Origin of the sequence: Paenibacillus sp. TAB_01 (genome assembly GCF_043945595.1) — a bacterium.
Taxonomy (GTDB): domain Bacteria; phylum Bacillota; class Bacilli; order Paenibacillales; family NBRC-103111; genus Paenibacillus_S.
This window is the reverse complement of sequence record NZ_JBIFNP010000001.1, coordinates 6,501,613-6,515,463: the sequence shown is the minus strand read 5'-3', so window position 1 is coordinate 6,515,463 and position 13,851 is coordinate 6,501,613. Positions and strand designations below refer to the sequence as shown.

General features: G+C 57.0%; 18 protein-coding genes. 12 read left to right on the top strand and 6 right to left on the bottom strand.

Going from position 1 to position 13,851, the window contains the following annotated elements; genetic code table 11:
* Positions 1-18 precede the first annotated feature (18 nt).
* From ACHHV8_RS31805 to ACHHV8_RS31775, 7 genes are all read left to right on the top strand, one after another.
* Positions 19-840, top strand: coding sequence for an SDR family oxidoreductase (locus ACHHV8_RS31805; RefSeq protein ID WP_395163198.1), 822 nt, complete (start codon positions 19-21; stop codon positions 838-840).
* 440 nt (positions 841-1,280) lie between these two features.
* A complete protein-coding gene (locus ACHHV8_RS31800; protein WP_395163197.1) occupies positions 1,281-3,146 on the top strand; it encodes a hypothetical protein in 1,866 nt (621 codons plus the stop codon).
* Positions 3,143-3,436, top strand: coding sequence for a hypothetical protein (locus tag ACHHV8_RS31795; protein WP_395163196.1), 294 nt, complete (start codon positions 3,143-3,145; stop codon positions 3,434-3,436). The genes ACHHV8_RS31800 and ACHHV8_RS31795 overlap by 4 nt, the downstream gene beginning before the upstream one ends.
* Before the next feature lie 4 nt (positions 3,437-3,440).
* Positions 3,441-3,659, top strand: coding sequence for a glycosyltransferase (locus ACHHV8_RS31790; protein ID WP_395163195.1), 219 nt, complete (start codon positions 3,441-3,443; stop codon positions 3,657-3,659).
* Positions 3,660-3,669: 10 nt separating this feature from the next.
* Positions 3,670-4,605 (top strand): hypothetical protein, encoded by a 936-nt coding sequence (locus tag ACHHV8_RS31785; RefSeq protein WP_395163194.1) that lies wholly within the window; start codon positions 3,670-3,672, stop codon positions 4,603-4,605.
* A gap of 45 nt (positions 4,606-4,650) precedes the next feature.
* Complete coding sequence (locus ACHHV8_RS31780; RefSeq protein WP_395163193.1) at positions 4,651-5,550, top strand: DMT family transporter; 900 nt, start codon at positions 4,651-4,653, stop codon at positions 5,548-5,550.
* 69 nt (positions 5,551-5,619) lie between these two features.
* Positions 5,620-6,276: a DNA-deoxyinosine glycosylase gene (locus ACHHV8_RS31775; protein WP_395163192.1), complete on the top strand. Its 657-nt coding sequence runs from the start codon at positions 5,620-5,622 to the stop codon at positions 6,274-6,276.
* Between the two features lie 306 nt (positions 6,277-6,582).
* Here the strand turns inward: ACHHV8_RS31775 and ACHHV8_RS31770 are convergent, their stop codons facing one another.
* On the bottom strand, positions 6,583-6,732 hold the full coding sequence (locus ACHHV8_RS31770; RefSeq protein WP_395163191.1) for a hypothetical protein: 150 nt from the start codon (positions 6,730-6,732) through the stop codon (positions 6,583-6,585).
* Positions 6,733-6,967: 235 nt separating this feature from the next.
* Here ACHHV8_RS31770 and ACHHV8_RS31765 point away from each other — a divergent pair, with 235 nt between their 5' ends.
* The 4 genes from ACHHV8_RS31765 (at position 6,968) to ACHHV8_RS31750 (ending at position 9,828) form a co-directional block, all read left to right on the top strand.
* On the top strand, positions 6,968-7,528 hold the full coding sequence (locus tag ACHHV8_RS31765; RefSeq protein ID WP_395163190.1) for a hypothetical protein: 561 nt from the start codon (positions 6,968-6,970) through the stop codon (positions 7,526-7,528).
* 94 nt (positions 7,529-7,622) lie between these two features.
* Positions 7,623-8,648: a hypothetical protein gene (locus ACHHV8_RS31760; protein ID WP_395163189.1), complete on the top strand. Its 1,026-nt coding sequence runs from the start codon at positions 7,623-7,625 to the stop codon at positions 8,646-8,648.
* A gap of 218 nt (positions 8,649-8,866) precedes the next feature.
* Positions 8,867-9,388, top strand: a complete 522-nt coding sequence (locus tag ACHHV8_RS31755) for an alpha/beta fold hydrolase (RefSeq protein ID WP_395163188.1) — start codon at positions 8,867-8,869, stop codon at positions 9,386-9,388.
* 104 nt (positions 9,389-9,492) lie between these two features.
* The gene (locus ACHHV8_RS31750; protein WP_395163187.1) at positions 9,493-9,828 is read left to right on the top strand and encodes a hypothetical protein; all 336 of its coding nucleotides are present in this window, start codon (positions 9,493-9,495) and stop codon (positions 9,826-9,828) included.
* Positions 9,829-10,017: 189 nt separating this feature from the next.
* Here the strand turns inward: ACHHV8_RS31750 and ACHHV8_RS31745 are convergent, their stop codons facing one another.
* The 4 genes from ACHHV8_RS31745 to ACHHV8_RS31730 form a co-directional block, all read right to left on the bottom strand.
* The gene (locus ACHHV8_RS31745) at positions 10,018-11,100 is read right to left on the bottom strand and encodes a transglycosylase domain-containing protein (protein ID WP_395163186.1); all 1,083 of its coding nucleotides are present in this window, start codon (positions 11,098-11,100) and stop codon (positions 10,018-10,020) included.
* On the bottom strand, positions 11,024-11,809 hold the full coding sequence (locus tag ACHHV8_RS31740; protein ID WP_395163185.1) for a transglycosylase domain-containing protein: 786 nt from the start codon (positions 11,807-11,809) through the stop codon (positions 11,024-11,026). Before ACHHV8_RS31740 ends, ACHHV8_RS31745 begins: the two co-directional genes overlap by 77 nt.
* Positions 11,733-12,251 carry a transglycosylase domain-containing protein gene (locus ACHHV8_RS31735; protein ID WP_395163184.1) on the bottom strand — a complete coding sequence of 173 codons (519 nt, stop codon included), beginning with the start codon at positions 12,249-12,251 and terminating at the stop codon, positions 11,733-11,735. Before ACHHV8_RS31735 ends, ACHHV8_RS31740 begins: the two co-directional genes overlap by 77 nt.
* A 301-nt stretch (positions 12,252-12,552) precedes the next feature.
* Positions 12,553-13,011 (bottom strand): hypothetical protein, encoded by a 459-nt coding sequence (locus ACHHV8_RS31730; protein ID WP_395163183.1) that lies wholly within the window; start codon positions 13,009-13,011, stop codon positions 12,553-12,555.
* Between the two features lie 150 nt (positions 13,012-13,161).
* Between ACHHV8_RS31730 and ACHHV8_RS31725 the strand changes: the two genes are divergently transcribed.
* Positions 13,162-13,323 carry a hypothetical protein gene (locus ACHHV8_RS31725; protein WP_395163182.1) on the top strand — a complete coding sequence of 54 codons (162 nt, stop codon included), beginning with the start codon at positions 13,162-13,164 and terminating at the stop codon, positions 13,321-13,323.
* On the opposite strand, the gene ACHHV8_RS31720 is transcribed toward ACHHV8_RS31725, so the two are convergent.
* Positions 13,309-13,701: a hypothetical protein gene (locus ACHHV8_RS31720; RefSeq protein ID WP_395163181.1), complete on the bottom strand. Its 393-nt coding sequence runs from the start codon at positions 13,699-13,701 to the stop codon at positions 13,309-13,311. The genes ACHHV8_RS31725 and ACHHV8_RS31720 overlap by 15 nt on opposite strands.
* Between the last annotated feature and the right edge of the window lie 150 nt (positions 13,702-13,851).

The following is a 13,851-nucleotide window of genomic DNA, read 5'->3' as shown; positions in this document are numbered from 1 at the left end:
CTGGGGGAGGAACGGGAGATGGAGCATCATCAAGCGGTATACCCGGCGGAGCAGCAGCGGCTGAGAGGGAAGGTAGCCGTAGTGACCGGCGGCGGCTCGGGCATCGGGAAAGCATCGGCGCTTCTGATGGCGCGTCATGGCGCCAAGGTGTGTCTGCTGGACCGGGACGGGGAGCGAGTGAATCAAGTATGCAGGGAAATTGAACAAGCAGGTGGACAAGCTGTCGCCATTGACGCGGACATTTCGGTTCCTGAAAGCATGGAGCGTGCGTTCCGGGACGTATTCGGCCGGCACGGCTCGGTCGATATCGTATTCGCCAATGCCGGGGTGAATGGAGTTCTTGCCCCTATCGAGCATATGGCGGTTCAGGATTGGGAGCGGACGGTCGACATCAATCTGAAGGGAACGTTTCTTACTCTCAAGTATGCCGTGCCTCATCTCCGGGATGCCGGTGGGGGGAGCATCATTATTACAAGCTCGATCAACGGCAACCGGGTGTTCTCCAATTTGGGGTTCAGCGCCTACAGTACAACCAAAGCCGGTCAGGTAGCCATGATGAAAATGGCGGCGCTGGAGCTGGCGCAGTACCGGATTCGCGTCAACGCGATATGTCCCGGGGCTATCGCTACGAACATCGACCAAAGTACGGAGCGGACGCCGGAGCTGGAAGAAATCGAGATTCCCGTAGAATTTCCCGAAGGGGATCATCCGTTAGAGCGGCGGCCGGGTTCGGCAGAGCAGGTGGCCCAGCTCGTATTGTTCCTCGCGTCGGGAGAATCCTCGCACGTCACGGGAACGGAAGTCTACGTGGACGGAGCCGAGTCTCTGCTCCGTGGTTAAAATAGTTTAAGCAATGATACATTCATTATTCGGCAGACCTTCACCCCTGATGTCCTCCCTCATAGGAGCGGCAGCCGGGGTGAACTTTTTTGTGTGGCATCGGAGCGCCGGAGGGGCATCTCAACGTGAAACCGTTTTCGATTTGCCGTAAAACGAGCGTACGCGGAGTCCTTTCAGCATCGAGCTGAGCTCAAACAGCTTGGCAATAGCCTCTTCTTTGGACATCGGGACCGTGGAGAATTTTCTTTTTATACACGATGTAATATTCGTTCATCAGCTAGCCTCCGATTTGATTTCCAATGTAACAAAAACATGCTCATCGTGTATACGCGGCAAAACCGGTTTAGGGTTCATCTAATTTTCCATGATGCGCGCTAAAAAGCTATGTTACAATAGGCTTAAGGCAACATGGCGAAAAATGTAAGCTAAGAGGTGGCGTCGTGTCAAAAAAACAAAATCAATCGATCGGACGAACACGCGCCCGTCGCTGGGCGCGGCACGCCGGCAGCGCGCTGGCCGCAATTCCGCTGCTGCTGCAGCCTTTTGCAGGCGCGAGCGTGTCCGCAGCGGGAACGGTGTATGATTCAGGCGGCGCGGCCGCATCGAATATCATCATGAAATATGCGCCGGACGAGGTTCGAATCCAGCTGGATACGCTGTTTCCGAATACGACGGGCTCCAATGTCGTATCGGATCACCCGGAGGTGGCGACCGGGCTTGTCCTGACCAGCTCCAGCACGCTGTATATCACCCCGCATGGGCCGGGGGCGGCCACCTTTACGATTACCCCGATATCCGGGCCCGATCTGACGCCGAAGCAGTTGACCGTCACGCTGGTCGATCCCGGTGCGGACCAGAAGGTCGATATTTCCGATATCGGCAAGCTGATCTCCGCTTATCCGGCAGCCGTTCAAAGCGAGACGGATATCGAAAGAATGCTTCATCTGATTGATGCGGCGCGCGTAAACGGCAGGCCTGCTGCGGTGGAGGGCGGCATCGAGGCGCTCACGCTGCAGGTGGAGCAAACCGATTTTATCCCGGGTGAGGTGCTTCGCAGTTATTTCACCGATCCGGAAGGAGACGAGCTGACCTTCTCCGTAGAATCGAGCAATTCGGACGTGGTGACGGCCGTATGGACGGACGGCGGAATTGGGATCGAAGGGCGTCATTCCGGTACGGCTCTGATTACCATCCAGGCTGCAGACCCTTCGGGAGGAACGGCTGCGGCAGCGATTCCGATAACCGTGCTGGCGCCTCCGGATATCAACCATGCTCCACAGCTGTCCGATGCGGTGACCAGCTATGTGCTCGATCCGCAGGAAAAGCTAAGCATTGCTATGGATAAACTGTTCCAGGATCCTGACGGCGACACGCTGACTTATCAATATACAAGAACGTTTTTGAATCCGAATGATGAAGGCCCTTTAAGCTTATCGGCAGCCGGTGCGGAGCCGCCTTCTATGCATGCGTCCGTCAGCGAGTCGGTTTACGAGCCGGTCATGCGATCGTTGAATGTACCGGCGACCAATAACGAAGAGCCGTCGGACTATGGTGTGGTTGTGACTAGAATAGACAACCGCCTTGAAATCGAGAGCCGCGACCCCTATTATTTCGCTCCTACGACCATAGAAGTGACGGCGACGGATGCGCATTTCCCCAATGAGCCTGTGACAAGGACCGTACATATTTTCCCTGGATCTTTTTTCTATGGGGACAGGCTTCAAGACCGGACTCTGTTCAACCATGCAAGAATGGAAATCGATCTGCATCAAAAGTTTTATTACGACGATAACGTGTCGGGCGCGACGTATCACTATTACTTGGAGACCGAAGGGTCCACGGCTGCGGAAGGCCTGTACTCCAATGCCCATATTGAAGGCAACAAGCTGATTATCGAGGGCACGGAGGCAAGCGGCTATGGCGACGGGGAGAGGGCTAACGCAGATCATTACAAAGTGATCGGACGCTTCGACGACGGGGAAGAAGACGCCTGGGAAATGGTCGATGGCTTTGATCTGCGAGTTGAAGATTTGGCTTCCACCGGCTATGGCCTCTATTTGGGCAGCCACTTGACGTCCTCCGAGAGCATCGGTGACTACACGGTCTCCGGCAGATTCTTCTACGATCCGGGGTATGCGGTGTCCGGCTCCATGCTGGGGATCGGGTGGACTTACGGGACGTATGGCAGAGTCACGGTGCGTGCATACGAAGAATACGACGGAAGAGACCGCGAGCGTGAGCGGGACACGGATTCTCCGGCAGTGACTTATAAAATCCGCTTCTTCCCTCATGTACCTCAGCTATGAATGCCGCGGATGTAACGGTTATCCAGGATGCGCTGCTTCGGCAAAAATATCCCGAGGCCGAGCGGCTGGCAGCTGCGGCGCTGCAGCTGTCCCGGCTGGACGGGCAGCTCTGGCTGATGCTCGGCGAAGCGCTGCTGCATCAAGGCTTCGGCCATGCGGCGAGAGCCGTATTCGACCGGGCCTGGCTGTTCGGACCCGGAGGCTTCTTGGATCACGCGCGTGCAGGCGGCGCTGCAAAAGACGCCCGATGGGCCCGCAAGAAGCGGCATCGGGGCGCTGCTGCACGTTAAGCCCGTGACTGTCGCTGCGGCGATTATCGCGGGCAATGAGGCCCGCTGCATTGCGCGCTGCCTGGAAAGCCTGGCCGGAGCGGTCGACGAGATCGTACTGATCGACTCGTCCTCCGACGGCACAACGGCGATTGCGCAGCAGTTCCCGCTCGTTAGAATCGTCCGCGCCGACTGGCCGGGCCGATTTCGCCCGGCAGCGCAATCTTGCCCTGGAGCACGTTAAGAGCGACTGGGTGCTGATGATTGACGCGGATGAGGAATTGGAATCCGACGATGCAGCCTATGTCCGGCAGATCGCCGGACTTTTCCATGAGACGGAGTTTCCAGCGGTACTGCATGTATGGCATCTGCACAAGCACGGGAACGAGCTCCGGCACGATTTTTCCCAGACCCGGCTGTTCCCTGCGCGGAGAGGCTTGGAATACCGGGGGCGCATTCACGAGCAGATCGCCGTGAAGGGCGTCGGCCTATACGAGCAGGAGACGCTCCGCCGCATCGTGCGCTTGAGGCTGCGCCATGACGGCTATGACCCACGCATCCAGCGCGGCAAAAGAACGCTGGAGCGCAATCTGCGGCTCCTGTCGCTGCAAGCCGCCGAGGAGCCGGACAATCCCGGCGTCTGGCTGTATTACGGCCGCGAATCGATGAGCGCGGGCAGGCTTCAGGAGGCGTTCCGGCACCTGCTGAAGGCCGAAGAAACAGCTCTGCACACGCCGCGCTTCGGGCGGCGTCTGGAGATTTGCAGGCTGCTCGCCCAGCTCGCCTGGCAGCTGGGGGAAGGACGCAGCCGCTTGGAGGAAGCGGCCGGCTACTGCCTGAAAGCGCTGGAGCTGCAGCCGGACTACCCCGATGCCGGCTTCCTGCTGGCGCATATCCGGCTTCGCCAGGCGGAGATGCTGACGCAGGAGGCCGAGCAGCGGCTGCAGCAGGCGCGGCAGGGCTTCCGCTCCTACCGCGGCTCGGTGTCGCCGGACTATACCCTGCTTGACGGCAGGGTGGAGCTGCTGCTTGGCGATGCGATGCGCCAGCGGGGAGAGCTCTCCAAGGCGCGGGAGCTGTACAGGGGCGTGCGCAGCCGTCTGCCGCAGCGCGAGCGCGCGGGGTTGGAAGCGCGCCTGGCCTTTATCGACAGGCAGCAGAACGAATTGAACGACGGCAAGCCGCGTTAGCGATAAATAAGAATGCAGTAGAGAAGCAGGCAGGATGGAGACAGCATGGGATATTTCTTACTTTTATTGACGACATTATCTTGGAGCTTTGTCGGTATTTTCGTAAAAGCCGCAGCGTCCATGGTAGACAGCACGACCATTACGTTCGCCCGGTTTTCGCTTGGCATCGTATTTCTGGGGATTCTGCTCTGGATTCAGCGGGGAAAGCTCGGGACGAAGCTGGATACGCGCTGGGTGTGGATCGGAGCGATCGGCAAAAGCTGCAACTATTTTTTTGAAAATATGGCTATTTCCATCGGGTATTCCTACGGAAACATATTGGTAGGCCCGATTCAAACGGTTATTCTGCTATTCGTTTCCGTCTGGATATTTAAGGAGCGGGTGGCGGCCAGAGGCTGGATCGCCGGGGCTCTTTGTATTATGGGGGTGCTGTGCATCAGCTGGAACGGGCTGCCGTTTAGCCTGATGCTGGCCAGCAACGGGATCACGACGCTGTTATTCGTGCTCTCGGCGATCGGGACGGCCTTCCATGTGCTCAGCCAAAAAATGCTCGTCCAATCGATGGAATCCGGGCCGATGAACTATTCTATTTTTCTGCTGTGCTCGATCATGATGGCGCTGCCGCTGCCATTCCAGGCGCACTTGACAGGACCGGTCAGCCTATGGGGCATTGGCGCGCTGATCGGCTTGGGGCTGATCACGGGCCTCAGCTTTAACTGGTTCGCGGAAGCGCTCAAGCGGGTCAGCTTTGCCGCAGCCGTCATTATCAGCAACAGCGGAGCGCTGTTCACGATTTTATGGTCGTATCTGTTTTTCCATGACCGGATTACCGTCTATATTTTGAGCGGGGCCGGTTTATTCATAGGCGGCTTGCTGCTGCTCAACTGGCCGCTTCGGCAGGCAAGGCTGCCGAAAACCCGGGCAGGCAGCGCGGCGGAAGCTTGAGCCGAGAGGGAACTCTTTATCTCCCCGCTGCTCGGATACTGTTCTGTGACAAGAGAAAGGAGGCGCAGCATGATGTCGGATGAATTCGAACTGTCGCTCCGGCTTCAAGGGCTGCCGCCGGTCATCGACGGGAGCTCTCGGATTCTGGTGCTCGGCTCGATGCCGGGCATGCAGTCTTTGGTCAAGCAGGAGTATTACGGGAATCCCCGCAATCATTTTTGGCGGCTGCTTTATGCGGTTTGGGGCGAAGGTGTTTCCGATAAGGGAGCCGGTCAAGCCGGTGGTGAAGCGGAGCAGCTGCCGCAGGGGGCTCCCAGCGTTCAAGAAACCGGGACGTCCCGTCCGCTGGCGGGAGCGGGCTCTGCTGGCTCTGCTTATCCGGTGCCCAGCGCGGATTACAAGGAACGGCTCCGGTTCGCCCTGGAGCATGGTGTGGGGCTGTGGGATGTGCTGGCAGCCTGCGAGCGGGAAGGGAGCCTGGATGCCGATATCCGCAAGCCGGAGGTTAACGATTTTGCCGCTTTGCTGCGCAGCTTTCCTACTGTGGAGCGGATCTGGTTCAACGGACAAGCCGCAGCGCAGCTTTTCCGCAGGCAGGTACTGCCCGCTTTGGCGGCGCAGGGCTTAGACCGCTCGGTCCAGCTCGGCGTGCTGCCTTCTTCCAGTCCTGCGAGAACGCTGAGCTTCGAGGCGAAGCTCGAGGCTTGGCGGCAAATCCGCAGCTGACGACAGGCAACCGGTACGCCGGCTCGAGGAACGAACGACGCCAGCTAACCGTGTATCGATATATAATATAAAAGAGGGCTTTCGGCCCTCTTGAGCTTGTCTAGAAACCCAGAATTTGTGTGATACTCCGGTGGGGTATCCTCCTCCAGCCGCTGTTGAAACCCGTGAATTGGATTAAATTTAAAGGTATTTTCACCGATTTCAAAGGCGGACGTAAACTCTTCCGGAAGATACCCCACCTGCGTCTGTGCTCCTTTTTCACTTAGGCGGGTTTCTCGACAGCCTGAAGAGGGCTTTCGGCCCTCTTTATTGTTTTTCTTTAGTGATTGCACCGTTCAAGTTTTTCGTTGTTTTTACGTCTTCGACGGTATCGTTGACGAACTCCATATCTTGATTCTCGGCCTTCATAGAGGCGGTTCCTTCATAATTTCCTTGATGTTTTTTATTTTCAGACACGGCTGGATCGCTCCTTCGGGTAAATTAGGTGTAAGCACGGCACGGCGGAATGTCCGGGGAGAGGCTGAACTGCAGGTCAGCCCGTTTACGGCCGCATTTCCGCGCAATCGGCTTCTTGTATAAAATGACCAGCCGGAGGGCTGATTATTCATTCACGGAGTCCGGGAATGAGCTTCCAGGTCTGCTTGGTATACTACTCGTAAATGAAGATTTTAGAACGACGGGAGGAACAAGGATGGCGGCAAGAGAAGCAGGGCAGGTGCCCTACGGGTACGAACCTGAGGATGAGAGCAAGAAAGCCAAAGGAACGGTCTGGGTGTATGACAGCTTTGAGGGCTACAAGGGGCAGCAGCTGGCGCGGCTGCTTGCTTTTGCTCAGCAGAAGGGCGTGAAGCGAATCGTATTTTATCCCCTGCATGAAGAGACGCTGAGACGAATGGACGAGCGGGATGCTGAACCCTTTTACCGGCGCGTGGACGGCTTGGAGGAGCTTCTGGAGGCGGCCTCTTCCCGGATGGATACGACGATCGACCGATTTGAGGGCAAACGGAAAAAGTATACGCCGATGGACACCGCTTTTCGCTATTTGGCGGATAAATATGCCGGGCCCCATTTTGCAGCGGTGACGGAGGCGACCGCCAACAAGCTGGCGGCATTCGATTCCTTCGAGCCCTGGATCAAGAAGATCAGGCTGTGGATCCATATGGAGAGCTCCGCGGCCGCGGGAAGTGAAGCCCATGGACGGCTGCATCCGCGGCTGCAGGCTTATGAGCATCGCTGGGATCCGATTTCCTAATAGCCTATGGCGGCAGGAAGGCCTGAAATTCAAGCAGTGCTGCGAATCTCTATAGTACCTGGTTAAAGTTTCAAATAGAGAGGGGACTGGGAACATGAGAAAAAAAGCAGCATGGCTGATCGCCGTATGCTTGGGATTAGGGCTGATTTCCTTTGCCGTGCTTGGTTTGGACAGCGGTACGGTTTCTGCGGAGCTTTCGCAGCAGACGCAAGGCACCTTCGTGCGATTGGACGATAACGGAAAAAAGCTGGTCGTCAGCATGGGCGGCAGCGAAACGGCATTTCCGGCTTCCTCGACCGTATGGGTGTACCGCAATATGCAAAAATCCGACATGTCCCAGCTGAAGGCGGGAGATTCGCTGGACATCATACTGAACAGCAAGGATCAGGCGGCTTACGTCAAGGCGATTTCGCCTGAGGTGAAAGCATCTCCTGCGCCTGCCGCAGCAGAGGGAACGGCAGCCGAGACGGCAGCAGAGCCGCAGACGCCCGCAGAAGGCGCCGCTGCACCGTTGGCGGGCCCAAGCCTCCCGCCTGTCGTTTCCGCCGAAGCGGAGGCACCAGCTTCGTCCTCGGCTGGAAGCGTGGCCGCTGCCGGCAAAAGCGTGGCGCCGGCCGAGCCGGGGAATGCACCTAAAGCCTCCGACTCCGGATGGGAGAAGCTGTCGTTCGAGTGGAAAAGCCGCGATTTGGTGCTGGAGGTTAAACAGGAGGCGGCGGATCCGTCCAAAGGGAGCGAGCTGTATTTGAAAAGAAACGACCGCTCCGTCGTTCATTTGAACGGGGAAGCGGCCGCAGCCATGATTCAGCTGTTTCTGAAGGGGCTGCCTGCCGATCATGCCGCCTTCGAAAAGGCGCTGAAGCAGAAGATCGCCGCAGAATTTCAGCTCAAGGACGTCTCGCCGGAGTGGAAGCTGGATGTCAAATGGAAGGAAGCGTCCAGCCCCGCGTCCGCAAAGCCGGCCGTGTATCCTCCGGACCCGCAAGGCAAGGCCCAAGGATTGGATAAGGAGAGGGAAAAAGCGGAGCCGAAGGACAAAGCTAAAGGCAAGAGCGGCAAAGAAGAGGAGAAAGAGAAGGGAAAGGACCACTCCCATAAGAATGATAGGGATGAGGATTAAAGATTGAGGCTGCCGGAACCGGTTAAAAGGTTCCGGCGGCTTCTTTTTTATAGCCTCAACAATCTAAAAGGGCGAGCTGTCCCTAACTAAGGGGCCGGGCTCATGTTAGGAATCGTTTGAAAACGCAGCGGTACGTGTAAGGAAAGCTCCGGCCGATTAACTTTATGGGCGTTCTGGGCATATAGTGAATCAACCCATTATTGAAAGGAACATGAATTATGCCGTATGTTGATTTCAGAGGGGCTGGTCATTATTACGATTTTCCCGCCCCGCCGTATCCCCGTCCCTATTTTCAACAGAATCCCTGGTCGGTTGCTCCTGTGCCGCACACCTATTCAATGAATGGACTGTGGCTGGGCTTAGGCCGCCCTTACAGTCCCCACGCTCCCCAGACCTTCGCTCCCGAGTCCTTCTACCGGCAGGCAGAAGAAGACCCGCGCTTGCAGCAGCCGTTGACCTTTGTGCTGATCCACGGCTCTTGGGCGGATGCGGCCTTTTGGAACGGGATCGCCGCCGAGCTGCGCCGGAAGGGACATACCGTCTATGCGCCCGAATATCCGGGCCACGGGAAGGACCCGAACAAGGATGTTACCCATGCCATGATCACCCGGTTTCTGGCGAACTACATTATGTCCAACCGGCTGCGCGATATTGTGCTGGTAGGGCACAGCTTCGGAGGTACGCTGGTCCAGAAGGTGGCGGAGCTGGCCCCGAGCGGATCAAGCGGCTTGTTTTTCTAAATGCCTTCGTATTAAAGGACGGGCAAAGCACGGCTGACGAGCTTCCGCCGCAAGTTCGGCACCAGTTTGAGCAGCTTGCAGCTCAATCGGGTAACCATACGCTGATGCTGCCGTTTCCGCTGTACCGGGACGGGTTCGTTAATTTGACCGGCCTGCGTACGGCACGGCAAATGTACAATCAGATTACGCCGGAGCCTGCCAAGCCGCTGTTCGAAAAGCTCGATTTGACCAAGTTCTACAGCCTTGAGCTGCCGAAAAGCTATGTCTATCTGACGGAGGACAATGTGCTTCCCCAGGGCGGCGGCTTCGGCTGGCATCCGCACATGTCGGGCCGGCTAGGCTTGTTCCGCCTCATCAAGGACAGAGGCGATCATATGTCGACCGCCAAGGAAGAGCCCGCCCGCTTGGCACAGCGGCTTTATGAGGCGGGCAGGGATTAGACCGGGCGGCAGTATCAGATTAGCATCCCGCGAGTCTAAAGAAAAAAGCGGCCTGGGGAAGGCCGCTGAAAAAGTCATCGCTGCGCGTGCGGAGCGTTGTTCCGAGCTTAGGCTTTCGAAGGCCGCTTGCTTGCAAACGCACAGCTGTTGTCCCCGAATTTCTTTGCCTTATCCCGGCCTTGCTCAGGATTACCTCTTTTTTTCTTTATCTTTAGTTGGCCGGCCATGGAATGCATTATTCGCTTTAGGCAGCTCGCCGAACGGGTGCTTCAGCTTCTCCTCGGCCTGCTTCCGGGCTGCCTCCTGCGCAGCCTCCTGAGCGGCTTTCTGGGCCGCCGCACGCTCGGCCTCCTGCTGCTGAAGCAGCTGCTCCCGGTATTCTTCCGGCATAGGGAATTCGGAAGCCGGTACGCCGTTCAGCACCCGGCTCATGATTTCTTTAAACAGCACGGAGGGAACCGAGCCGCCCCCGCTGGTGAGATAGTGCGTTTTGTCGGTCTGATCGTAGCCGAGCCAGATGGCGGCGGTCAGCTCGGGGGTGAAGCCGGCGAACCAGGCGTCCTTGGCGCCGTTTTTGCCGATGTCGGCGAACTCCGCCGTGTCGGGCAGCTGCGTCGTGCCCGTCTTGCCCGCCGTCGGCCGCCCGAGCGAGGCGGCCTGACCCGTACCTGACTTGACTGCCTCCTGCAGCAGTAAAGTCAGGGTGTAAGCCACGGCCGGCCGGGTTACATGGACCGGCTGCGGGTTGGCCTCGACCAAGGGGATGCCGTCCTTGGTCGTGACCTTGGCAATGGCGTGCGCCGGCTGCAGCACGCCGAGGTTGGCGATGGCGCTGTACGCCTGGGCCATCTGCAGGGGCGAGACGCCCTCGGACAAGCCGCCGAGGGCCATGCTCAGGCTGCGGTCGGCCTGGCTGAGCGGAATGCCCGCTCTGCGGACGAAGCTCAGCCCTTCGTCAAGGCCGATCTCGTTAAGCAGCCAGACGGCAGGGATGTTCCAGGAATTGACGATCGCTTCCTGTAGCGAAACATGGCCGCGGTTTTGGCCGTCCCAGTCCTGCGGCTGGTAGCCCGCGATATCAAGCGGGCCGTCATACAGGGAGGAGCCCGGCGTGTAGCCCTGCTCCAGAGCGGGCCCGTAGACGGCCAAAGGCTTGAAGGACGACCCCGGCTGCCGTTTCAGCTGGGTCGCGTGGTTAAAGCCGCGGTATACCTGCGGACCGCGGGTTCCGACCAGCGCCTGAATGCCGCCGGTATGATGATCCAGGAACACGGCGCCGCTTTGGATCAGCTGGTCGCCCTGGACCGGCAGGAAACAAATTATCCTGCGCGTAGACCTCTTGGGCCGTTTGCTGCAGCTTCGGGTCCAAGTAAGTGTAGATCCGCAGCCCGGTCGTCAAAATCTGCTCCTCCGTAAAACCATAAAGATCCTCGGCCTCCTGGATGACGTAATCGACGTAGGAAGGATATTTGCCCTTGAGTGATTCCTGGCTGTTCTGCTTCAGCACGATGGGCTTGGCAGACGCTTCCTTATAGGCGGCGTCGGTGATGAAATTTTGTTCTTTCATCAAGGAGAGCACCAGGTTGCGCCGCTCCAGCGCTTTATCCTTATTTTTAGCCGGAGAATACGTTGTGGGCGCTTTGGGCAGCGCGGCCAGCAGGGCGGCTTCTTCGAGCGTCAGCTGCTGTACCGGCTTCGCAAAATATTCCTGGGCCGCCCCTTCCACGCCCCAGCGTCCTTCCCCGAAATAAATGCTGTTCAAATACAGCTCCAATATTTCGTCCTTACTGTAGCTCAAATTAATTTTCAGCGCGTAGCCGGCTTCCTTCAGCTTCCGGCTGATCGTTTTATCCGATTGCAGGAACATATTTTTGGCGAGCTGCTGCGTCAGTGTGCTGCCACCCTCAGCCATGGAGCCGGATTTCAGGTCGACTGCCAGCGCGCGGAAAATCGAACCAGACGTCGATCCCCGCATGCTCATAGAACCGGCGGTCTTCTACGGCAATGATGGCATTGCGCAGGTTCAGCGGAATTTGCTCCAGCGGTACCGGCACGATCTTCGAGGAAGACAGCTGAGAAGCCGGCTGGCCGCTGCGGTCGATGATCAGCGTAGGCTCGGGCAGCGGACGCTCCAGCTTGCTGACGTCGAGGCCGCGCACCCACATCGCAGCCGCCGTTCCTCCGATCAGCAAGCATGCCAGCATAAGAAGGCCGCTTCCGATAAGGATTGGCCGCCAGCGGACGGTTCGCCGTGCCGGCGATTTCTTTTCTTTGGTCTCCTGCGCAGGAGGTACAACGGTCTGCCTGCTTTCAGGACGATAGGCTCTTGCCGCACCGCCGGTTTTTGCCGGTGTGTCCGCGCCTTTGAGAAGCCAGGCGGCAAGCCGCTTTCGAATGTTTTTTATGAATCTCGGTGACCCCATGTAAATTCCTCCACAATGCATTCAATCCTGAAACCAAGGATGACGGCCATTCCCTAACATGCGAAAGGGGAATTGACCGTTCCTGATACCAGTAATTTTACGGTGACTTGCTTTATATGTATTCGCAGTACAGCTGCTTTTTCGGCAGGTTCCCGTTCTCCGGATCTCCATGACGAAGAAAAACCCCGCGAAGCTGCACGCGCAGCACTCCGTCGGGGTGGGGTTGACCGGTTTGGCTTGGAATACTTGAATCGGACGGTAAGCTGGCTCTTCACTCTCGGCAAATCGCCGGCTTTGTCCGTTATTGAATCGGATCGGGGACTTGTCCGTTCTCCAGAAGCTGTGAATTGGTCGGCATCTTGGCCATTTCATTGCCCAGCCGTTTCATTTCCTTCTCGTTATTGGCCATCCGCCCGTTCATCGCTTTATCGATCGGTGTGCTGGCCACCTTCGGCTCATGGCTCGATAAATATTGCTCGACTTCCCGCATCATTTGTGCGGCCGCTTCGATCGCGCCTAAAGGGATATCTTCTTTATTCACAAAGCAGGCGTTGTGCATATGGACAACGGTCAGCCCGTTTGGGGCAGTGTGTGTCGGAATCCGGTATATATACTCCTTCAGTGTGAGGGGATCACGGAAGGTCAGCTCATAAACGCTCCCGTCCTTGTTTGGAATCTCGCTAAATCCCAGTGCGGTTAATGTGTCATGGACGTGAGCAAACGGTCTCGTAATCAAATGAGTCTGTTTCTTACGTGTCATAGCTATCACACTCCTTGCAAGATTTAGGGGAACGGCAAGCCGGAAAACATGGCACAGCTGTCCCAGGCCCTTCTTGTATTGGGTATACTCGCTCTATTACCCGTTTGTCCCAAAATCAAAACACCCTTACCGGGCCGCAGGAGCAATCTGTTGGAAGAAGCGCTCCTCAGGGCCAAGGAAGGGTGTTTTATTGTGCAAAGTGCAAAAGCCGGTTTCCGCCTCATGAAGCGCTGTGCCACACTGACATCTGACATGCAACAAGGCGGTTATGCCGCATCTAATATGATTGCGCCTTTATTACTGGGCTTTTGAAACCAAGGCGCTCTTTCTGTGGCGGCGCGCTCTTTCTAACGCATGAAGCGTCCACATCGCTCCGCAGAAATCAATGAGACTGAGGGGAATAAATATCGGCTTCAGCATACCGAGAACGACGAAGGTGGACATGAACACGATAATGGAGGCTCGGGTGTACACGGTTAAGTAGAAAAATCGCGTGATTCCTTCCCATGCGGAAACGCAGTAGTCGAAGGCAAGAAACAACAGGAACATACCGATCAGCCGTATCCAGATTTCACTCTCGGCGGTATAACCGAGCAGGGAGGCAAGCAGCTGCGGTCGGATCAGCAGGGTCAAGCTGAGGACGAACATGTACAGGCTGAAATAAAATACGGTTTTTGCTGCGTAAGACACGGGTACATAGCACCTCATTTTCTGCAGATTTTATCAAAAAATGCCATTTTATATATAGGTCTATCGTACCTAATCCGGGATTTTATGTAAATAGGGGAGAGTGTAAGAATACGAGTTTTTTGTGCAGCGGCGGCGCGTGGTATAATAGAG